This window comes from Neisseria subflava, from assembly GCF_005221305.1.
Classification (GTDB): domain Bacteria; phylum Pseudomonadota; class Gammaproteobacteria; order Burkholderiales; family Neisseriaceae; genus Neisseria; species Neisseria subflava.
Genome location: NZ_CP039887.1, coordinates 1,391,996 through 1,414,911 on the forward strand (window position 1 = coordinate 1,391,996; position 22,916 = coordinate 1,414,911).

A 22,916-nucleotide genomic window follows, 5' to 3' on the forward strand; every position below is an offset into this window, starting at 1 on the left:
GGGTAGGTTGCAATTTCGATCACTCTATACAACTAAATAATGGAGCATAACAATGAATAAAGCCTATCGCGTTATTTGGAATGCGTGCACCAACACTTGGACTGCTGTTCAGGAAAATGCCAAGGCCAAGGGAAAATCTTCTTCCGGACGGGTTTCTGCCGAGCCTGCCACATTGGGCAGCTTGGGGTTGAAATCTTCCCGTTTCGTTTGTACCGCATTGGTTTCCGCGCTGATGATGACTGCAGGTTATGCCAACGCCGGGCCGGGTATTTTTATCAATGACGGTAATGATGACGGATGTATCGTTACCAGCGATGAATCAGCAAGAAGAAACGCGCTGTTCTTTCTGTCTAATAACAACTTGGAATGGGCGGCCGGGCAGTCCAGCGGCGGCAGTATGCCGAATGCAAATGCTTTTCGGAATAAATGCAGCCCGACGGATGCAGCCAGTCAAACCAACCGTGCTCTGTTCCATGGCGATGCGGGTGGCGCGGGTAGCAAACACCTTTCGCTCGGTGGCCGTTTGGATGTAAATAGCGGCATTATCGGCTTGGGTGACCGTGCTGCGGGCAACAACAGCATCCGCATTGGTAGCGGCAATACTTTGCAGGCTGCCAATAGTCAATCGAATTCCGTTGCTATCGGTAATGACGTGGAAACCAAAGCTGCTATGGCTGTTGGTATCGGCTCGGCCGCCAAGGCCAATGGACAGCAGAGCGTGGCTGTCGGTAACAGTGTGGAGTCTTCCGGATATTATTCCGTAGCCATCGGTACTTCCGCTCGTGCGAATGCGGCACAAACTGTGGCTTTGGGTAACAATGCCAACGCCGCAGGCGAGGATGCGCTGGCTATTGGTCGTAGTGCCAACGCGCAGGCGAAAGACTCCATCGCATTCGGTCGTAGCTCTCAGGCAGCTGCCAAGGGTGTTGCCATTGGTTCAGAAGCCAGCGCCGCCGTGGCCAATTCTGTTGCCTTGGGTTCAGGTACGACTGCCGTTGCTGCTACCAACCAGTCTGGAACGAAAAATGTAAACGGACTGAACTATACATATGTCGGCGATTCCGCCAATAGTTCTGTGACCGTTGGTAACCGTCAAATCAAACAGGTAGGTGCGGGCGAAGTTTCGGCTGCTTCCGCCGATGCGATTAACGGTAGCCAGCTTCATGCTACCCAAAACGTTGTTGGCAATATCGGTAAAGGAGTGGCCGCTAATTTGGGCGGCGGCGCGGTATTGAAACCAGACGGTACGTTTACCGCTCCCACCTACAGCTTGACTGATGCTAATGGTAATGTGGTTAGCAAAAACAACGTCGGCGATGCGCTGAACGTATTGAACAGCCGTTTGAATAATGTGGGTGGCGGTTTTCAGGTAGCCGCAACTACTGGTACGACGCAAAACGTCAAGCCTGGCAATACTCTCAAATTTATTGATGGTACAAATACCACTACCGAAGTATCGACCGACGGCGCGGGTGTGACCACCGTTAAAATCAACGCCACAGGCGGCGGTGCAGCCGTTCCCCTGACCAGCAACGCTGCAACCGGCCAAGTCAACGCACCCGCTGCTGCGGATGCGAATAAAGCTGCCACTGCAGGTAGCGTGGCCACTGCCATCAATACTGCCGTGAGCAAGAGTGGCTTTAATGTGCAGGGTGGTTCGGTTGCTGGCGGCTCCGTTACTGGTGCAGCTACAACCAAAGTAAATAATGGCAGTACCGTTAAATTGCAGGCGGGTAAAAACATCGCTCTATCACAGAGTGGTGCGGATTTTACTTTTGCCACTGCCGAGAATTTGAGCGTAACCAGCGTGACTGCCACTGATGCGGCTGGCAATAAAACTGTTACCAATGGCAGCGGTGTCACTATAACTCCGGCAGCCGCAGGCAGTTCCCCCGTAAGACTAACCACCAGTGGCCTGGATAACGGCGGCAACAAGATCACCAACCTGACCAGCGGCAACGTTGCGGCAGGCGACAACAGTGCCGTAACTGGCGGTGCAGTTAATACCGCAATCAATACTGCCATCAATACTGCCGTGACCGATTTGAAAGACGCCGGCTTCAAGATCGGAGCCGACAGCGGTGCAGACGACACCGTAAAACTGGGCGAAACCGTCAAATATGCCGGCGATGCCAATATCAAGACCACGGTTACCAACAACCAAATCGGCTTTAAACTGGCCGACAGCATTACCGTTGGTCCGGCTAGCGGCGGCAGCCCGGTTACTGTCGACGGCACTGCCGGTACGGTTACCGGTCTGACAAACAAAACTTGGAATCCTGCCGGCATTGTCAGCGGACGTGCAGCCACGGAAGATCAGTTGAAAGCTGTAACCAATCAGGTCAACAGTTCTGCAACCCACTATTACAGCGTGAACGACGGTGGCGGCGCACACGGTGGCAATTTCAATAATGACGGCGCGACTGGTCTTAACGCATTGGCTGCCGGCGTGGGTGCAAGTGCGCAAGATAATGATGCTGTCGCCATCGGTAGCGGAACGATCGCTCAAGGTAACGGCTCGATCGCCATCGGTGCGGCTGCCGAAGTCAGCGGCGCCACCGGAGCGGGCGGCATCGCCATCGGCGCGGCTGCCACCGCTAAGAACGGCGGTACGGCCGTCGGCTCCGGCGCGGATACCGGCAACGGCACGGCACTCATCCCCGGCCTGCCCAACCGCCTCAATAACAACCTAGCATTGGGCGATAGCGCGAGGGTTAAAAACGATACCAACTTCAACGTGGCATTGGGTTCGCTTTCCACTGCAGGCGATGCGGATTTGACCGCCGCCGCCTACAAACCGAACGCAACTTCCGTCATTGCCGGCGACATCAACGAAGCCGGGGTTAAATATGGCGAAGTTTCGCTGGGCGGGGACACAAGCCATTTTATGTCCGGTAGCAAAATGTACCGCCGCCTGACCAATTTGGCTGCAGGTTCGGCCGATACCGATGCCGTGAACGTATCGCAGCTGAAAGCGGTGCAGGCTGCTTTGCAGGACCAAGCTCCGGTTGCATACACCAAAGCCGACGGCACCAAGGTGTACAAACACACCGACGGCAACTTCTACGATGCACCCAACGGTGCAGGTAACCAAGTTGCAGCAGCGGATGTGATTACCAGCCTGCAGAATGCGGCCGGCAGCACAACCGCACCGACCACCTTGGCCAACGTGAAGGACAATCTGGCCGATACCGCTGCAGCCGTTACCAACCCGACCGGTAACGACCGCACCACCTTGTCTGCCAACAAAGGCCACAACGCCGCCACCGTCAACGACGTATTGAACGCCGGCTTCACCGTACAAGGCAACGGGGTTGACGAAGATTTTGTCACCCATGGCGATACCGTTAATTTTGTTAACGGCCAAGGTACCGTAGCCAACGTCAGCAGCACTGGCGGTGTAACAACGGTTAAGTTCGATACCCCGATGACCTATGTTGACACAGCGGGCACTCCGGCCACTACGCCGAGCAACAAAGTGAATCTGGTGGGCACAGGCGGCCCGGTAACCTTGGGTAACGTCGCTGCAGGTGCGGTTAACGCGACCAGTACCGATGCCGTGAACGGCAGCCAGTTGTACAAAACTGCCAATTCCACAGCTACCCACTTGGGCGGCGGATCGGCAGTTCAGGCCGATGGCAGCATTAGCGCGCCGACCTACACCCTGGCCAATGCCACTGGTACGCCAACGAACTACAGCAACGTAGGCGACGCATTGACTGCGCTGAATGCACGCACCAATGCGGCCAACGCCGGTTGGAAATTCCAAGTGAACAGCGGTGCTGCGGAAACCATCAAGCCGAATGATACGGTAGGGTTTAAAGATGGTACCAACATTGCCATAACCAACAACGGTAAAGACATTACCATTGCCACCAAACCTAACCTGACTGCCGACAGCTTGACAATTAACAACGGCCCGGTCATCAACGGTAACGGTATTAGCACCAACGGCAAAAACATTGATATGGGTAACAACGGCAAGATTACCAACCTGACCAGCGGCAACGTTGCGGCAGGCGACAACAGTGCCGTAACTGGCGGTGCAGTTAATACCGCAATCAATACTGCCATCAATACTGCCGTGACCGATTTGAAAGACGCCGGCTTCAAGATCGGAGCCGACAGCGGTGCAGACGACACCGTAAAACTGGGCGAAACCGTCAAATATGCCGGCGATGCCAATATCAAGACCACGGTTACCAACAACCAAATCGGCTTTAAACTGGCCGACAGCATTACCGTTGGTCCGGCTAGCGGCGGCAGCCCGGTTACTGTCGACGGCACTGCCGGTACGGTTACCGGTCTGACAAACAAAACTTGGAATCCTGCCGGCATTGTCAGCGGACGTGCAGCCACGGAAGATCAGTTGAAAGCTGTAACCAATCAGGTCAACAGTTCTGCAACCCACTATTACAGCGTGAACGACGGTGGCGGCGCACACGGTGGCAATTTCAATAATGACGGCGCGACTGGTCTTAACGCATTGGCTGCCGGCGTGGGTGCAAGTGCGCAAGATAATGATGCTGTCGCCATCGGTAGCGGAACGATCGCTCAAGGTAACGGCTCGATCGCCATCGGTGCGGCTGCCGAAGTCAGCGGCGCCACCGGAGCGGGCGGCATCGCCATCGGCGCGGCTGCCACCGCTAAGAACGGCGGTACGGCCGTCGGCTCCGGCGCGGATACCGGCAACGGCACGGCACTCATCCCCGGCCTGCCCAACCGCCTCAATAACAACCTAGCATTGGGCGATAGCGCGAGGGTTAAAAACGATACCAACTTCAACGTGGCATTGGGTTCGCTTTCCACTGCAGGCGATGCGGATTTGACCGCCGCCGCCTACAAACCGAACGCAACTTCCGTCATTGCCGGCGACATCAACGAAGCCGGGGTTAAATATGGCGAAGTTTCGCTGGGCGGGGACACAAGCCATTTTATGTCCGGTAGCAAAATGTACCGCCGCCTGACCAATTTGGCTGCAGGTTCGGCCGATACCGATGCCGTGAACGTATCGCAGCTGAAAGCGGTGCAGGCTGCTTTGCAGGACCAAGCTCCGGTTGCATACACCAAAGCCGACGGCACCAAGGTGTACAAACACACCGACGGCAACTTCTACGATGCACCCAACGGTGCAGGTAACCAAGTTGCAGCAGCGGATGTGATTACCAGCCTGCAGAATGCGGCCGGCAGCACAACCGCACCGACCACCTTGGCCAACGTGAAGGACAATCTGGCCGATACCGCTGCAGCCGTTACCAACCCGACCGGTAACGACCGCACCACCTTGTCTGCCAACAAAGGCCACAACGCCGCCACCGTCAACGACGTATTGAACGCCGGCTTCACCGTACAAGGCAACGGGGTTGACGAAGATTTTGTCACCCATGGCGATACCGTTAATTTTGTTAACGGCCAAGGTACCGTAGCCAACGTCAGCAGCACTGGCGGTGTAACAACGGTTAAGTTCGATACCCCGATGACCTATGTTGACACAGCGGGCACTCCGGCCACTACGCCGAGCAACAAAGTGAATCTGGTGGGCACAGGCGGCCCGGTAACCTTGGGTAACGTCGCTGCAGGTGCGGTTAACGCGACCAGTACCGATGCCGTGAACGGCAGCCAGTTGTACAAAACTGCCAATTCCACAGCTACCCACTTGGGCGGCGGATCGGCAGTTCAGGCCGATGGCAGCATTAGCGCGCCGACCTACACCCTGGCCAATGCCACTGGTACGCCAACGAACTACAGCAACGTAGGCGACGCATTGACTGCGCTGAATGCACGCACCAATGCGGCCAACGCCGGTTGGAAATTCCAAGTGAACAGCGGTGCTGCGGAAACCATCAAGCCGAATGATACGGTAGGGTTTAAAGATGGTACCAACATTGCCATAACCAACAACGGTAAAGACATTACCATTGCCACCAAACCTAACCTGACTGCCGACAGCTTGACAATTAACAACGGCCCGGTCATCAACGGTAACGGTATTAGCACCAACGGCAAAAACATTGATATGGGTAACAACGGCAAGATTACCAACCTGACCAGCGGCAACGTTGCGGCAGGCGACAACAGTGCCGTAACTGGCGGTGCAGTTAATACCGCAATCAATACTGCCATCAATACTGCCGTGACCGATTTGAAAGACGCCGGCTTCAAGATCGGAGCCGACAGCGGTGCAGACGACACCGTAAAACTGGGCGAAACCGTCAAATATGCCGGCGATGCCAATATCAAGACCACGGTTACCAACAACCAAATCGGCTTTAAACTGGCCGACAGCATTACCGTTGGTCCGGCTAGCGGCGGCAGCCCGGTTACTGTCGACGGCACTGCCGGTACGGTTACCGGCCTGACCAACAAAACTTGGACCGGTACGCCGGTGAGTGGTCGCGCTGCTACTGAAGACCAATTGCAGGTTGTGGCAAATAAGGCCGCCGCCGCCAAAACCATCGTGGCTGCTGGCAATGGTATCTCTGTAGGCACACCGACACTTAATGGGGATGGCAGCACTACCTATACCGTGTCCGCAGATACTGCCGCCATTACTACCGGCACGGACGGCAAAGCCGCCACAACCGGTAATACCAACCAAGTCGCCACCGCGCAGGATGTGGTTAACGCCATCAACAACAGTGGTTTCAACATCACTGCCGGCGGCAACACCGTAGGTACACCCGCTGCCACTACAGCCAAATCAGGCAGCACCCTGACCCTGGCTGCAGGAAACGGATTGACGGTGCAACAAAATGTTGACGGCAACGGCAACCAGACCTACACCTATGCTGTAGACGCCCAATCCGTGGTACAGAGTGCCCAAGCCCCGGTTGCATACACCAAAGCCGACGGCACCAAGGTGTACAAACACACCGACGGCAACTTCTACGATGCACCCAACGGTGCAGGTAACCAAGTTGCAGCAGCGGATGTGATTACCAGCCTGCAGAATGCGGCCGGCAGCACAACCGCACCGACCACCTTGGCCAACGTGAAGGACAATCTGGCCGATACCGCTGCAGCCGTTACCAACCCGACCGGTAACGACCGCACCACCTTGTCTGCCAACAAAGGCCACAACGCCGCCACCGTCAACGACGTATTGAACGCCGGCTTCACCGTACAAGGCAACGGGGTTGACGAAGATTTTGTCACCCATGGCGATACCGTTAATTTTGTTAACGGCCAAGGTACCGTAGCCAACGTCAGCAGCACTGGCGGTGTAACAACGGTTAAGTTCGATACCCCGATGACCTATGTTGACACAGCGGGCACTCCGGCCACTACGCCGAGCAACAAAGTGAATCTGGTGGGCACAGGCGGCCCGGTAACCTTGGGTAACGTCGCTGCAGGTGCGGTTAACGCGACCAGTACCGATGCCGTGAACGGCAGCCAACTGTTTGCGACCAACCAAAACGTAGCCAACAACGCCGCCAATATCGCCAAAGGCATCAACTTCGGCGGTACGACCGGCAGCAAAAACTACGCATTGGGCGACACCATCAATGTCAAAGGCGACAGCAACATCATCAGCGAAACCGTAGCCGGTGGTGCACAGCTGAAACTGGCCGATGTATTGAATGTCGGTCAAGCGGCTCCGGTGAAAATCGATGGCGATAAAGGCGAAGTCAGCGGCTTGAGTAATACGACTTTGGGCGGCAGCGACTTTGCCCAAGGCAAACGTGCGGCGACTGAAGAGCAACTGAATGCGGCTCAAGATCAGTTGGTGAATGTATTGGGTGGCAATGCGGCCAATAACGGCGGCAACATCAGCATGACCGATATTGGCGGTACTGGTGAGAACAACATCCACGATGCAATTAAAGCCGTTAATGCAACTGCCAATCTGCCTTTGACTTTCGGCGGCGACAGTGGCAAAGACGTTGAACGCAAACCGGGTACGAAGCTGAATATTGTTGGCGGTCAAACCGATGCAGCCAAACTTTCAGACGGCAATATCGGTGTTGTAGCGAATGGCTCTGATAAGTTGGAAGTCAAATTGGCTAAAGACTTGGCAGTTGACAGCGTGAAAGCCGGCGATACCACCGTCAATACTGATGGCGTGAAAGTTGGTGATGTCAACCTGACTAAAGCCGGCTTGAACAACGGCGGCAACAAGATTACCAACGTTGCAGCCGGTACCGATGATACTGATGCGGTGAATGTTGCTCAGTTGAACAAAGCTGCGGCTGCGGCTAAGACCGAAGTCGTTCAAGGCGATAACATTGTTGTTACTCAGAATGTCGGCGCCAATGGCCAAACCATTTACAAAGTGGCTACCGATAAAAACCTGAAAGTTGACAGCGTTACCGCAGGTGATACCGTGATGAATAATGACGGTGTAAAAGTCGGCGATGATGTTGCATTGAACAAAGACGGCTTGAAAGCAGGCGATGTGAACCTGACCAAAGCTGGCTTGAACAATGGCGGCAACAAGATTACCAACGTTGCGGCCGGTACGGATGACACCGATGCGGTTAATGTTTCTCAACTGAAACAAGCTGCGACGGCATCTAAAACTGAAGTCGTTCAAGGTAAGAACATCGTTGTGACTGAAAAAACAGGTGACAAAGGTCAGACTGTTTATGAAGTTGCTACCGATAAAGACTTGGACGTTGACAGCGTGAAAGCCGGTGATACTACTGTTAATAATGATGGTGTGAAAGTTGGTGATGATGTTGCATTGAACAAAGACGGCTTGAAAGCAGGTAAGGTAAACCTGACTAAAGACGGTTTGGACAATGCAGGCAACAAAGTAACCAACGTAGCGGATGGCGACATCAACGCCAACAGCAAAGATGCTGTCAACGGCAGCCAGTTGTACGCAACCAACCAAAACGTAGCCAACAACGCTGCGACTATCGCCAAAGGCATCAACTTCGGCGGTACGACCGGCAGCAACAACTATGCATTGGGCGACACCATCAATGTCAAAGGCGACAGCAACATCATCAGCGAAACCGTAGCCGGTGGTGCTCAACTGAAGTTGGCTGACGAGATTAGCGTGAAGACAGTGAATGCCGATACCTTCAAAGCAGGCGATACTGTAATGAATAACGACGGCATGAAAGTCGGCGATAAAGTTGCGTTGAACAAAGACGGTCTGACCGCAGGCAACACCGTGGTCAACAACGATGGCGTAACCATCGCTGCACCAACTGAAAACAATCCGAACAACCAAGTCAAACTGTCTCCTGTCGGTCTGAACAACGGCGGCCAACGCATTACCAATGTGGCTCCGGGTAAAGACGGTACAGACGCGGCAAACGTGAACCAGTTGATTGGTTTGGGCAACGAATTGCAAAACAACATCAACCAAGTAGGTAAGAAAGCCTACGCGGGTGTGGCCGGTGCGATTGCCCAAGGCTCGATTCCGCAAGTAACCAGTCCGGGTGAGACCGGTATCGGTGTCGGCAGCGGCTACTACGGCGGTCAGTCTGCCATGGCTATCGGCGTATCTGCGATGAGTGACGGCGGCAACTGGATTGTCAAAGGCAACTTCTCGGCCAATACCGACGGTCATGTCGGTGTCGGTGTCGGTGCGCTGTATAAGTGGTAAGTTGGCAATGACAGGCAACTAGATTTACTGCCTGAATAGGGAGGCCGTCTGAAATTTTAGGTTTCAGACGGCCTTTTTTTCTGAAAACACTTGAATTTAGACTATCTGAAACGATATGCTTCATCTATTTACCGCATGACTCTGAAAGAGAACAAATGAGCAAAACCATCCATTATTTGAAAGACTACGCCGCGCCAGCGTACCGTATTCTGAAAACCGACCTGCATTTCGATATTTTAGAACCGCAAACCATCGTCAAATCCAGTCTGACCGTTCAACCTGAAAGAGCAGGAGAGCCATTGGTATTGGATGGATCGGCAAAACTGCTGTCTGTGAAAGTAAACGGCCGGGCCGTAGATTATGTGTTGGAAGACGAAAAACTGACGATTGCCGGCGTGCCGTCTGAAAACTTTACGCTGGAAGTGGAAACTGAAATTCTACCGGCTGAGAACAAATCGCTGATGGGTCTGTATGCTTCCGGCGGTAACCTGTTTACCCAATGCGAACCGGAAGGTTTCCGCAAAATTACGTTTTACATCGACCGTCCGGATGTCATGTCTAAATTTACCACCACTATCGTTGCAGATAAAAAACGCTATCCTGTGTTGCTGTCTAACGGCAATAAAATCGATGGCGGCGAGTTTTCAGACGGCCGTCATTGGGTGAAATGGGAAGACCCGTTTGCCAAACCGAGCTATCTCTTTGCTTTGGTGGCAGGCGATTTGGCGGTAACGGAAGATTATTTTACGACCATGAGCGGCCGTAAGGTCAAAATCGAGTTTTACACCACGGAGACAGACAAACCTAAAGTCGGTTTTGCCGTGGAATCGTTGAAAAATGCGATGAAATGGGACGAGACACGCTTCGGTTTGGAATACGACTTGGATATTTTCATGGTCGTTGCCGTGGGCGATTTCAATATGGGTGCGATGGAAAACAAAGGTTTGAATATTTTCAACACCAAGTTTGTGCTGGCCAACAGCCGTACCGCGACCGATACCGACTTTGAAGGCATCGAATCTGTTGTCGGCCACGAATATTTCCACAACTGGACGGGCAACCGCGTGACCTGCCGCGATTGGTTCCAATTGTCGCTGAAAGAAGGTTTGACCGTATTCCGCGATCAAGAGTTTTCCGGCGACCGAGCCAGCCGCGTGGTACGCCGTATCGACAATGTCCGTATGCTGCGCCTGTTCCAATTCCCTGAAGATGCGGGCCCGACTGCGCATCCTGTTCGCCCGGCCAGCTATGAAGAGATGAACAACTTCTACACCATGACCGTCTATGAAAAAGGTGCGGAAGTAGTGCGTATGTATCACACCTTGCTCGGGGAAGAGGGCTTCCAAAAAGGCATGAAGTTGTATTTCCAACGCCACGACGGACAGGCTGTGACTTGTGATGATTTCCGTGCCGCAATGGCAGACGCAAACGGTATCAATCTTGATCAGTTCGCCTTGTGGTACAGCCAAGCCGGTACGCCGGTTTTAGATGCTCAAGGCCGTCTGAAAGATGGTGCGTTTGAATTGACCATCAAACAAACTATTCCGGCCACGCCCGATATGGCGGACAAACAGCCGATGATGATTCCGGTTAAAACCGGTTTGCTGAACGAAAAAGGCGAAGCGGTTGAGTTTGAATATCAAGGCAAACGGGTGAAAGAGGCGGTTTTGGTATTGACCGAGGCCGAGCAGACTTTTGTGTTGGGCGGCGTTAATGAGCCGGTTATCCCATCTTTGCTGCGTGACTTCTCTGCACCGGTTACCCTGAACTATCCGTACAGCGAGCAAGAATTGGCCACTTTACTGGCGGCAGATGAAAATGAGTTTGCCCGTTGGGAGGCTGCTCAAACCCTGTATCATCGCGCCATTAACGCCAACCGTCAGGCATTGGCGGAAGGCCGACCTTTGCCGGAACACAAAGCATTGATGGACGCTTGGGCTTTAGTGGTTTCCGGTGACTTTGATCCGGCATTCCGTGCCATTTTGCTGCAAATGCCGTCTGAAACCGATGTATGGGCGGAAGAAGAAAATATTGATCCGATTCAGGTTCATCAGGCGCGTGAAGCCTTGCTCAATGCCGTTGCCGTCAAGTTCCTGCCTCAATGGCGCGAACTGAACCGTCAAGCTGCCGAGCAAGAAAACCAAGCTGATGCCGCTGTTCGTTATGAATACAGTCCGGAATTGGCCGGATGGCGTACTTTGCGTAATGCTTGCAGGGCATTTATCCTTCGTGCTGACGCTGCGCATATCGAACACGTTGCGGAGAATTACGAAGCAATGGCGCAAAACATGACCCACGAATGGGGTATCTTATCCGCAATTAACAGCAATGAAAGCGAAATCCGCGATCGTTTGTTGACACAATTTGCCGATAAATTTGCCGATGATGCTTTGGTAATGGACAAATATTTTGCTCTGATTGCCTCAAGTCGCCGCAAAGATACTTTACAGCAAGTTCAGACGGCCTTGAATCATCCTAAGTTCAGTATTGAAAATCCAAATAAGGCCCGTTCTTTATTGATGAGCTTCAGTCGTAATATTCCGCACTTCCATGCAGAAGATGGTAGTGGATACCGTTTTGTTGCTGATAAAGTGATGGAAATCGACCGCTTTAATCCGCAAGTTGCCGCCCGATTGGTGCAGGCTTTCAACATCTGCAACAAATTGGAAGCCAACCGCAAAGCCGTTATGACCAAAGAGTTGCAACGCATCCATGCACAAGAAGGTTTGTCCAAAGATGTGGGCGAGATTGTCGGTAAGATTCTGAATGAAAAATAAAGCTTGTCTGTTAACCTTATTGTAATTTGGCAATAAGGATAGATAGACTAAAGGCCGTCTGAAACCGATTGGTTTCAGACGGCCTTTTTATATATCAACGCTTAAATTAATTTTCGTTGAGGATAGTGAATAAGAATAAAAAAAGAGCCTGCATAAAACAGGCTGTAGGAAAACGTTGCGTTGTTTACACCACAGGTTGAGAAAAATAAGCCTGCAAAACCTCAAACGGCGTATCGCCGTTCAAACTGCGGTGCGGCTTCACAGTGTTATAGAAATTAACAAAGCGGCACAACTCCTTTCGCCGGTGTTCCGGACTGTCAAACAACTGTTTCTCATGCCACATCTCCATCAGGGTGCGGATAACCCGTTCCGCCTTACCGTTGGTCTGCGGACGGGCAATCCGGGTAAACTTTTGACCAATCCCGTTCTCATAACAGGCTACACCGAAAGCATGGTTGGCCGAGCCTTTATATTCCGTACCGTTGTCGGAGTAAACGCACTCAATCAGGTATGGGCAGGGATCAATCAGGTGTCCAGTCAGAAACTTGGCGGCACTGTCTGCGGTTTTGTCTGGCAAAATGGCGGCGTATAGCTCCCTTGAGAAATCGTCGATGGCGACAAACAGGTAAACTCGTTTGCCGGTGGCTTTCTGTCCTTTGAGCAGCGGCAGCCGTTCGGTGTCGAGATGTACCAGCTCTCCGGGGTAGGATTTATTGTAGCGTTTGGCCTGCCTTTTGAGTTTTTCCTGAATGCCGCGTTCTACCTTGGCCAGGCGTTTCATTCCGTACTTTGCCTGTTTGAAACGGTTGTTGGTACTGGTTTGGGGTTTGAGCAGTCTGCCCCTTGCGGCTTTAAGTGCGCGGTAAATGGTGACGCGGCTGACTTGGTAGCGGCGTGCCAGGGAGGTTACGCTTTCCTTCCCCTGCGTGTAGGCCAGCCAAATGGCTTGGCGGTGGTGCGGGGTGAGACGGGTGTTTTTGTGCATGTTCATGTTTCAGTATTCTCCTGGAAATACTGTAAACAACGCTACTAGTTTCTACAAATGGTTTTACAAGCCGAATACGGCAATATCGCCCTTGCCTTGACGAATCAGCTCAGTACCATCGGTCATATCGATAACCGTCGTCGGCTCAGTACCGCACCAGCCGCCATCAATAACCAAATCAACAGCATGCTCAAGACGGTCTCGGATTTCGTATGGATCGGTCAATGGCTCGTCGTCTTCGGGCAGCATGAGGGTGCAACTTAAAATAGGTTCACCCAACTCTTGCAAAAGTGCCAAGGCGGTGGCGTTATCGGGAACACGCAGGCCGATGGTTTTGCGCTTGGGGTGAAGCGTGCGATTCGGTACTTCTTTGGTTGCCTGCAGGATAAAGGTGTAGCTGCCGGGCGTAGCTGCTTTAAGCTGGCGGAATTGGGCATTATCTACTTTGGCGTAAGTACCCAATTCGCTCAAATCGGCACACATCAGGGTCAGATGGTGTTTTTGATCGATTTTGCGAATCGTGAGAATGCGCTCCATCGCGTTTTTGTCGCCGAGTTTGCAACCTAGCGCATAGCAGGAATCCGTAGGGTAAACGATAACGCCGCCACTGCGGACAATATCGGCGGCTTGTTTGATGAGGCGGTCTTGGGGATTATCGGGATGGATGGCGAAAAATTGTGCCATGTTTTTTTTCCTTATCATTCTAATGGTTTGTTGTTTGACATTTTAAAACTTATTTGGCCGTCTGAATATTGGATTTCCACCACTATGAATGGATTTAGCCTCAGCTACAACACAGCTGCACCCAGTGATACCTTATATATCATTTTGATTTACCGGCCGATATCGAAAGTCAATTTAATACACTATATAATGCGTTATTTTGTTTGAAAGTCATCTCAATGTCTGCTTCTTCCCTGCCTTCCCGCCGCTTGTCTGTCGCACCCATGCTCGATTGGACAGACAGACACTATCGCTTTATGGCGCGACAAATTACACGCAATGCTTGGCTTTATAGCGAAATGGTCAATTCAGGCGCGGTGGTTTACGGAGATAAAGACCGCTTCTTGAGTTTCAACGAAGGCGAGCAACCGGTAGCTTTACAGCTTGGCGGCTCAGATCCGCATGACTTGGCAATCGCTGCCAAAGCGGCTGAGACATATGGCTATAATGAAGTCAACCTAAATTGCGGCTGCCCCAGCCCACGCGTACAAAAAGGCGCTTTCGGCGCTTGCCTGATGAATGATGTAGATTTGGTGGCAGATTGTTTGAACGCGATGCAGGATGTAGTTGAAATTCCGGTAACAGTCAAACACCGCATCGGCGTAGATAGACAAACAGAATATCAAGTCGTGGCAGATTTTGTAGGCACGCTTCGTGAAAAAACAGCCTGCCGCACATTTATCGTCCATGCGCGTAATGCTTGGCTGGACGGTTTATCCCCGAAAGAAAACCGTGAAGTTCCGCCACTCAAATATGAATACGTCTACCGTTTGAAACAAGAGTTCCCCGACTTAGAAATTTTGATTAACGGCGGCATCACCACCAATGAAGAAATCGCCGAACATCTGAAATTTGTCGACGGCGTCATGATCGGGCGCGAGGCTTATCACAATCCGATGCTGATGCGCGATTGGGATGCACTGTTTTACAACAACACACACGCACCAATCCAATACGCAGATTTAGCAGCTTGGCTATACGCATACAGCCGCGAACAAATCGCCTCAGAGCGCGGTACCATCCTACGCCATATCGTCCGCCATGCACTAGGCTTAATGCACGGCCTAAAAAATGCCCGCACTTGGCGCCGTATGCTCTCAGATGCCACCTTGCTAAAAGACAACGACGGCAGCCTGATTCTAGACGCATGGAAAGAAGTAGAACGCGCAAATATTTGGGATTAATGGCGTATAGTGTGAATAAATGAAAGGCCGTCTGAAACATCAAATGATGTTTAAGACGGCCTTTTACATTGCAACAGATTGCTAAAGATATATTCATTTCTCTTTAGCTACTATAACGATTAATTCATCGAATAAAACCAACACATAATCTAAGCATAAAAAAATGCGACCTAAATTAGGCCGCATTTACTTTACTTCGTCTTTTCAGACGGCCTTTTCAGGCCGTCTGAAAGTCAGATTACCATTGGTAACCAACTGCTACGGTAGCACCGAAGTGACCACGTGAGTTGCCGGAAGCAGTACCTTTGATGATCCAGTGACCACCATCGGAAATGCTAGAGAGGCCGACAGCGTAACCGGTTTCACCGCGGTAGTGACTGCCACCGATAGCCAGCATGCTCTTACCTGGCAAGTAAGCTTGTGGCAGACCGGCAGTAGCCAGAGCTTGAGCCACACCTGCGCGGGCGTTGTTGTCAACCTTGTTCACACTGCTGTTCACATCGCCGAATTTTTGGTTCAGCTGGTCAACGTTAACCGCATCGGTACCGTTCTTACCTGGAGCAACATTTTTAATAGTAGTGTTGCCGGCATCGATACCATCTTTGTTGATGGTTACAGGACCTGCCTTCAGTTCATTAGTAGTAACACTGTTAACGGTCAGATCAGGGTTCAAGCTGGCTTTCAGCGCATCGCCGTCTTTCTTAACGAAGATGTTTTGAACTTCTTTCTCTGAAGTCTTACCGGTTGCTTTGTCAAATACTTGAACTTTAGTACCCGCATCACCTTTAATCTGAATAGTGTTATTCAGTTTTTTGGAGATAGAGCCGTCAGTAGTACCAGTCTCGTCAACCAGACCGAAGGTGCCATCAGCATCTTTACCGTCTTTACCGTCTTTCACGGTTGCGGTAGTAGTAGAGATGACTTTACCGTCTTTATCGAAGTTGTTGATAGTAATGGTAGAAGTACCTTTAGCTTCATCACGCTCAACTTTACCTTCAGCAGACTTACCGTTTTCACCGGTATCACCTTTGGCACCAGTTGCACCAGTAGCACCGGTATCGCCTTTAGCACCAGTTGCACCGGTAGCACCAGTTGCGCCGGTAGCACCGGTAGCACCGGTAGCACCGGTAGCGCCAGTAGCACCGGTATCGCCTTTAGCACCAGTAGCACCGGTATCGCCTTTAGCACCAGTTGCACCGGTATCGCCTTTAGCACCAGTTGCACCGGTAGCGCCAGTTGCGCCAGTAGCACCAGTTGCGCCAGTAGCGCCAGTAGCACCGGTAGCACCAGTTGCGCCAGTTGCGCCGGTTGCGCCAGTTGCGCCGGTTGCGCCAGTTGCGCCGGTAGCGCCGGTTGCGCCAGTTGCGCCGGTTGCGCCAGTTGCGCCGGTTGCGCCAGTAGCACCAGTTGCACCGGTATCACCTTTAGCACCAGTTGCGCCAGTAGCACCAGTTGCGCCGGTAGCACCGGTAGCACCGGTAGCACCGGTATCACCTTTAGCACCAGTTGCGCCAGTTGCGCCAGTTGCACCAGTTGCACCAGTTGCACCAGTTGCGCCAGTTGCGCCAGTTGCGCCGGTTGCACCAGTAGCACCAGTTGCGCCAGTAGCGCCGGTTGCGCCAGTTGCGCCGGTAGCACCAGTTGCGCCAGTAGCACCAGTTGCGCCAGTAGCACCGGTAGCGCCAGTAGCACCGGTAGCGCCAGTAGCACCGGTATCGCCTTTAGCACCAGTTGCACCGGTTGCACCGGTAGCACCGGTAGCGCCAGTAGCACCGGTATCGCCTTTAGCACCAGTAGCACCGGTATCGCCTTTAGCACCAGTTGCACCGGTATCGCCTTTAGCACCAGTTGCACCGGTTACGCCGGTGTCACCTTTTTCACCTTTGTCGCCAGTAGCACCGGTATCACCTTTAGCACCGGTATCACCTTTAGCACCGGTATCGCCTTTAGCACCAGTTGCACCGGTAGCACCGGTATCGCCTTTAGCACCAGTTGCACCAGTATCGCCTTTAGCACCAGTTGCGCCGGTATCGCCTTTAGCACCGGTATCACCTTTAGCACCGGTAGCACCGGTAGCACCAGTTGCACCGGTAGCACCGGTATCGCCTTTAGCACCAGTTGCACCAGTATCGCCTTTAGCACCAGTTGCGCCGGTATCGCCTTTAGCACCGGTATCACCTTTAGCACCGGTAGCACCGGTAGCACCAGTTGCGCCGGTAGCACCGGTATCGCCTTTAGCACCGGTATCGCCTTTAGCACCGGTATCGCCTTTAGCACCAGTTGCACCGGTATCACCTTTAGCACCAGTTGCGCCAGTAGCGCCGGTAGCACCGGTAGCACCGGTATCACCTTTAGCACCAGTTGCGCCAGTTGCACCAGTTGCACCAGTTGCGCCGGTTGCGCCGGTAGCACCAGTTGCGCCAGTAGCACCAGTTGCGCCAGTAGCACCAGTTGCGCCAGTAGCACCGGTAGCGCCAGTAGCACCGGTAGCGCCAGTAGCACCGGTATCGCCTTTAGCACCAGTTGCACCGGTAGCACCAGTTGCGCCGGTAGCACCGGTAGCACCAGTTGCACCGGTATCGCCTTTAGCACCAGTTGCACCGGTATCACCTTTAGCACCAGTTGCGCCAGTAGCACCAGTTGCGCCGGTAGCACCGGTAGCACCGGTATCACCTTTAGCACCAGTTGCGCCAGTTGCACCAGTTGCGCCGGTTGCGCCAGTAGCACCAGTTGCGCCGGTAGCGCCAGTTGCGCCGGTTGCGCCGGTAGCACCAGTTGCACCGGTATCACCTTTAGCACCAGTAGCACCAGTATCACCTTTAGCACCGGTTGCGCCGGTAGCACCAGTTGCGCCGGTAGCGCCAGTTGCGCCGGTTGCGCCGGTAGCACCAGTTGCACCGGTATCACCTTTAGCACCGGTAGCACCGGTAGCACCAGTTGCACCAGTAGCACCGGTATCACCTTTGGCACCAGTAGCACCGGTATCACCTTTAGCACCAGTAGCACCAGTAGCACCAGTAGCACCAGTTGCACCAGTTGCACCAGTTGCACCAGTAGCACCGGTATCGCCTTTAGCACCAGTTGCGCCGGTTACGCCGGTGTCACCTTTTTCGCCTTTGTCGCCGGTTGCACCGGTATCACCTTTAGCACCAGTAGCACCGGTATCACCTTTAGCACCAGTAGCACCGGTATCGCCTTTAGCACCGGTTGCGCCGGTAGCACCAGTTGCGCCGGTAGCACCAGTTGCGCCGGTAGCGCCGGTAGCACCAGTAGCACCAGTTGCACCGGTAGCGCCAGTAGCGCCAGTAGCACCAGTTGCGCCAGTAGCGCCGGTATCACCTTTTTCGCCTTTGTCGCCGGTTGCGCCAGTAGCGCCGGCTACACCTTGGTCACCTTTGTCGCCTTTGTCACCTTTGTCGCCTTTGTCACCTTTGTCGCCTTTGTCGCCTTTGTCGCCTTTGTCGCCTTTGTCGCCTTTGTCGCCTTTGTCGCCTTTGTCGCCTTTGTCGCCTTTGTCGCCTTTGTCGCCTTTGTCGCCTTTAGCGCCGGCTGCGCCAGTGTCACCTTTTTCGCCAGCGGCGCCGGTATCACCTTTTTCGCCGGTTGCGCCAGTAGCGCCGGTGTCACCTTTTTCACCTTTTTCACCTTTTTCGCCGGTTGCGCCAGTAGCGCCGGTGTCACCTTTTTCGCCTTTAGCACCACCACCTACTACGCTCAGGGTGTATTCGTTAGTGCCGTTTGAGGTCATTGTCAAACCGTGACCAGCGATCAGTTTCAGAGGATTGTTTGTTGAATTTGGATTGTATTTGAATGTACCTTCAGCAGGTGAGCTACCGCTGCCATTGTGGCCTGAGAATACAAACGGATTCAGGTTTTCGATGCGGTTTGCTACGGCAAACAATTGAGAGCCGTTGATTGCATCGGTAGAAGTTGCATTGATACGACCTGCGGCAACGTTTTGGATTTGACGTTCGTTACCTGCAGAACCTACAGACAATACTGCACCGTTGCCCAAGCCGCTGGTTGCGCCTGCGAAGCCGCTGTAAGTGTAGCTGCCAACAGTAGCAGTGTTAGTAGGTACGAATGCGCTGGTTGTAGAGCCGTTACCCAGGGCTACGCTGTTTTCGATAGTAGATTTAGCTTCTGTACCCAAAGCCAGAGTGTTTTGGGCTGTTGCTTGAGCACCGTTACCCAGAGCAGTTGCAAACTTGCCGTTAGCTTGAGAGAGGCGACCCAATGCGATGGCTTGTTCTGAAGTGGCTTGGCTTTGTACGCCCAAAGCCACTGCGTATTTACCAGTTGCTTGAGCAGCAGGACCGAATGCAGAAGCAGAAATACCGTCGGCTACAGAACCGCGACCGATTGCTACGTCAGAACCTTGTTTGGCTTGAGCGTCGCCACCCAATGCTACCGCGCCGTTTGCCAGGGCTTGAGAACGTTGACCGATGGCAGTTGCTACGATACCGGTTGCTTGAGAGTCGGTACCAATCGCCATTGCAGAACCGGCATTATTTACTACGCCGTCGCCATCAGAACCAGTAGAAGTACCATTAGCTTTAGCGTTATAACCTACTGCAATGTCAGCAGTTTGAGAAGCACTTGATTTAAAACCTACTGCAATAGAGTTATTACCAACTGCTTGAGCAGCTTCAGCCGCAGTCATAGAACCACCGACCGCAACAGAGCTTACACCAGCAGCATTAGCTGATGTACCACCAGCAAAAGAGGCTGTACCGGTTGCTTTTGAGGCCGCTCCAACCGCAACTGCATTTGTACCTGTTGCGCTACCACCACCCAATTCTGCACCTGCTTGAGCAGCACTAGAAGCCATTAAGGCACCTGCCACTGCAACTACAGCAGCTACGGCTTTACGCTTGTCGGAAGCGGATTTTTTGCCGTGTGCATGGCTGATTTCAGAAACCGCAGTCCATGTCTGGGTCGAGTGGTTCCAAATAACTTTAAAGACTTTATTCATATCGATTTTCCTGTAAGGGGTTTGATTTCTTTTGGGACGTGTTGCTCGACCATAAACTGCTTGTCCATATATATGCCGCACTTCAGAGTCTCCCCTTTATGCGGTTTTACGTCGTAATCTCTCGTATGCAATTCCCGTGCCCAAAGTCTCCATTCGGCCGAATAACAGCTAAAAGCCTGTTTTATGGGATTTTATGCTGATACATTTTGGGAAGCTTGTGAAGTTTGGGAAACGATGTGCCGTTTTTTTGTCAGCTTGTTTCTTAACAAGTCACTTTTTGTTAGCTTCTTTCAATGCATTCGGAATCCTGACTCAAATTTTATATGCTTTTGGTTTCGTAAATTGACTCTTCCGATAAAGTGTTATTTTTTCGACTTCAACGGTCATGCCGGTTAGATTTACTTGTTGCTTTTTAAACGCTTTTATAACAATATGATTTCACTTAATATTTTTAAACAGAAATGATTATTAAATATTATACGAATAGGATATTTTAGTGATAGATTTGGATGTCGGCTTTTATTTAGATAATTAATGAATTTTGTATTGAAAGTTGATTTAAAACGTGTAAAAGCTTTGCATAGCCTGTTTTCAGACGGCCTTTAACGTTTTTTAACATATAAATGGTGAATAAATGATACGAATTTATGCGCTATTGAGCCGATAGATAAGATTAAAAAGGCAAGTGTAAAACTTGCCTTTACGTTTGGGATTTGTTTGTTTTCTATTGTAGAAACTGTGTTGTTTTCAGGCGGCCTTACCAACGGAATGTTTGGGTCACGCCTGCGGAAGCGCCGTTGTTGCCGGCATAGCCGTAGCCGCCGGTATGGCTGAAGGCGCAGGCGGTGAGTGTGGCGAGGGTTAGGATGAGGAGGATGTGTTTCATATTTTTTCTCTGAGTGGGTTAGTTTTAGGCTTGGGCGACGTTGTGTTGCCGTATTAATCCGACTGGCTGGGGCTTGGTTGTTTTATCCTGATTTACAGTTAGACCGCTAAATTGTTTGATGATTGAAGAAGGCCGTCTGAAAACGGGTTTCACGATATTGAAACTTTGTTTTCAGACGGCCTTTATTTTATATCAGCTTATTAGTGGCGGAAATGGCGAATGCCGGTTACCACCATAGCGATACCGTGTTCGTCCGCTGCGTCAAAGACTTCTTGGTCGCGCATGGAGCCTGCCGGATGGATGATGGCTTTGATGCCCTGTTCGGCGATGACGTCCACGCCGTCGCGGAATGGGAAGAAGGCATCGGAGGCGGCGCATGCGCCGTTTAAGTCTAAACCTGCGTCCTGCGCTTTTCGGGCGGCGATGCGGGTGCTGTCCACGCGGCTCATTTGGCCTGCGCCGATGCCGTAGGTTTGACCGCCTTTGCCGAACACGATGGCGTTGGATTTGACGTATTTGGCGACGTTCCAGACGAACAGCAAATCGTTCCATTCCTGCTCGGTCGGTTGGCGTTTGGAGACGACTTTCAAATCGGCGCGGATGATGCGGTGGATGTCGGGGGTTTGTACCAATAGTCCGCCGCCGACGCGTTTGAGTTCAAAGCGGTTGGCACCTGCTTCAAGCGGCACTTCCAATACGCGCACGTTTTTCTTGGCGGCGGCGATTTCGAGGGCTTCTGCGGTAAACTTCGGCGCCATCAGGACTTCCATAAATTGGTTGTCGGTAATTTGTTTGACGGTTTCGCCATCCACTTCGCGGTTGAAGGCGATGATGCCGCCGAATGCGCTGGTGGTGTCGGTAGCGTAGGCGAGTTTATAGGCATCCAAGGTATTGGAGGCGATGGCTACGCCGCACGGATTGGCGTGTTTCACGATCACGCAGGCCGGCGCGTCAAAGGATTTGACAGCTTCCCAAGCGGCATCGGCATCGGCGATGTTGTTGTACGACAATTCTTTGCCTTGCAGTTGTTGGTAGGCGGAAAGGCTGCCTGCTGCGGGGCAAATATCGCGGTAGAACGCGGCGCGTTGGTGCGGGTTTTCGCCGTAGCGCATGTCTTGCACTTTAATCCAGCTTTGGTTGAACTGGCTCGGGAATTCGCCGATTTGGGGCTGGCCGCTCAAGACGTCGTCTGAAAGCGAGGTCAGGTAGTTGGAAATCATGCCGTCGTATTGGGCGGTATGGCTGAATGCTTTGCGTGAGAGGTTGAAACGGGTTTTGTCGCTCAATGCGCCGCCGTTGGCTTCCATTTCGGCGGCGATGGCCGGGAAATCGGCGGTATCGGTAACGATGGCGACGTGTTTCCAGTTTTTCGCGGCAGAGCGCACCATGGTCGGGCCGCCGATGTCGATGTTTTCAATCGCGTCTTCCAGCGTGCAGTTTGGTTTGGCGATGGTGGCGGCGAAGGGGTAGAGGTTGACGCACACGAGGTCGATGTTGCCAATGCCGTGCTCTTCCATCTTGGCGACGTGTTCGCCCAAATCGCGCCGACCCAAAATACCGCCGTGGATTTTCGGGTGCAGCGTTTTCACGCGGCCGTCGAGCATTTCGGGGAAGCCGGTATAGTCGGCAACTTCGATAACGGGAACGCCTGCATCAGCCAAGAGCTTTGCTGTACCTCCGGTAGAGAGGATTTCAACACCGAGCTTGGTCAAGGTTTGGGCAAATTCGACTGCGCCTGTCTTGTCGGATAGGCTGATCAGGGCGCGTTTGATGGAAGACATTTGGATTTCCTTTGTTGAAGGTTTAATCAGTATGAGATGAATTTTC

The 22,916-nt window shown here is 52.5% G+C and carries 8 protein-coding genes; 3 read left to right on the forward strand and 5 right to left on the reverse strand.

Going from position 1 to position 22,916, the window contains the following annotated elements; translation table 11 throughout:
• Positions 1–52 precede the first annotated feature (52 nt).
• Complete coding sequence (locus FAH66_RS10830; RefSeq protein ID WP_167480323.1) at positions 53–9,559, forward strand: YadA-like family protein; 9,507 nt, start codon at positions 53–55, stop codon at positions 9,557–9,559.
• A 155-nt stretch (positions 9,560–9,714) separates the two neighbouring features.
• Entirely contained in the window at positions 9,715–12,336 is a 2,622-nt protein-coding gene (gene pepN, locus FAH66_RS06790) for an aminopeptidase N (RefSeq protein ID WP_137041116.1), read from the forward strand.
• Positions 12,337–12,520: 184 nt separating this feature from the next.
• On the opposite strand, the gene FAH66_RS06795 is transcribed toward pepN, so the two are convergent.
• Positions 12,521–13,327 (reverse strand): integrase core domain-containing protein, encoded by an 807-nt coding sequence (locus FAH66_RS06795; RefSeq protein WP_137041117.1) that lies wholly within the window; start codon positions 13,325–13,327, stop codon positions 12,521–12,523.
• 57 nt (positions 13,328–13,384) lie between these two features.
• The gene (locus tag FAH66_RS06800; RefSeq protein ID WP_003680049.1) at positions 13,385–14,005 is read right to left on the reverse strand and encodes an L-threonylcarbamoyladenylate synthase; all 621 of its coding nucleotides are present in this window, start codon (positions 14,003–14,005) and stop codon (positions 13,385–13,387) included.
• A gap of 218 nt (positions 14,006–14,223) precedes the next feature.
• Here FAH66_RS06800 and dusA point away from each other — a divergent pair, with 218 nt between their 5' ends.
• Positions 14,224–15,228 (forward strand): tRNA dihydrouridine(20/20a) synthase DusA, encoded by a 1,005-nt coding sequence (dusA, locus tag FAH66_RS06810; RefSeq protein WP_167480324.1) that lies wholly within the window; start codon positions 14,224–14,226, stop codon positions 15,226–15,228.
• Between the two features lie 238 nt (positions 15,229–15,466).
• On the opposite strand, the gene FAH66_RS06815 is transcribed toward dusA, so the two are convergent.
• The 3 genes from FAH66_RS06815 to purH all read right to left on the reverse strand — a co-directional run bounded on the left by FAH66_RS06815 (position 15,467) and on the right by purH (position 22,870).
• On the reverse strand, positions 15,467–20,203 hold the full coding sequence (locus FAH66_RS06815) for an ESPR-type extended signal peptide-containing protein (protein WP_137041119.1): 4,737 nt from the start codon (positions 20,201–20,203) through the stop codon (positions 15,467–15,469).
• A gap of 757 nt (positions 20,204–20,960) precedes the next feature.
• A complete protein-coding gene (locus FAH66_RS11140) occupies positions 20,961–21,089 on the reverse strand; it encodes a hypothetical protein (RefSeq protein ID WP_003684264.1) in 129 nt (42 codons plus the stop codon).
• Positions 21,090–21,289: 200 nt separating this feature from the next.
• Positions 21,290–22,870: a bifunctional phosphoribosylaminoimidazolecarboxamide formyltransferase/IMP cyclohydrolase gene (purH, locus tag FAH66_RS06820; protein ID WP_137041120.1), complete on the reverse strand. Its 1,581-nt coding sequence runs from the start codon at positions 22,868–22,870 to the stop codon at positions 21,290–21,292.
• Positions 22,871–22,916 lie beyond the last annotated feature (46 nt).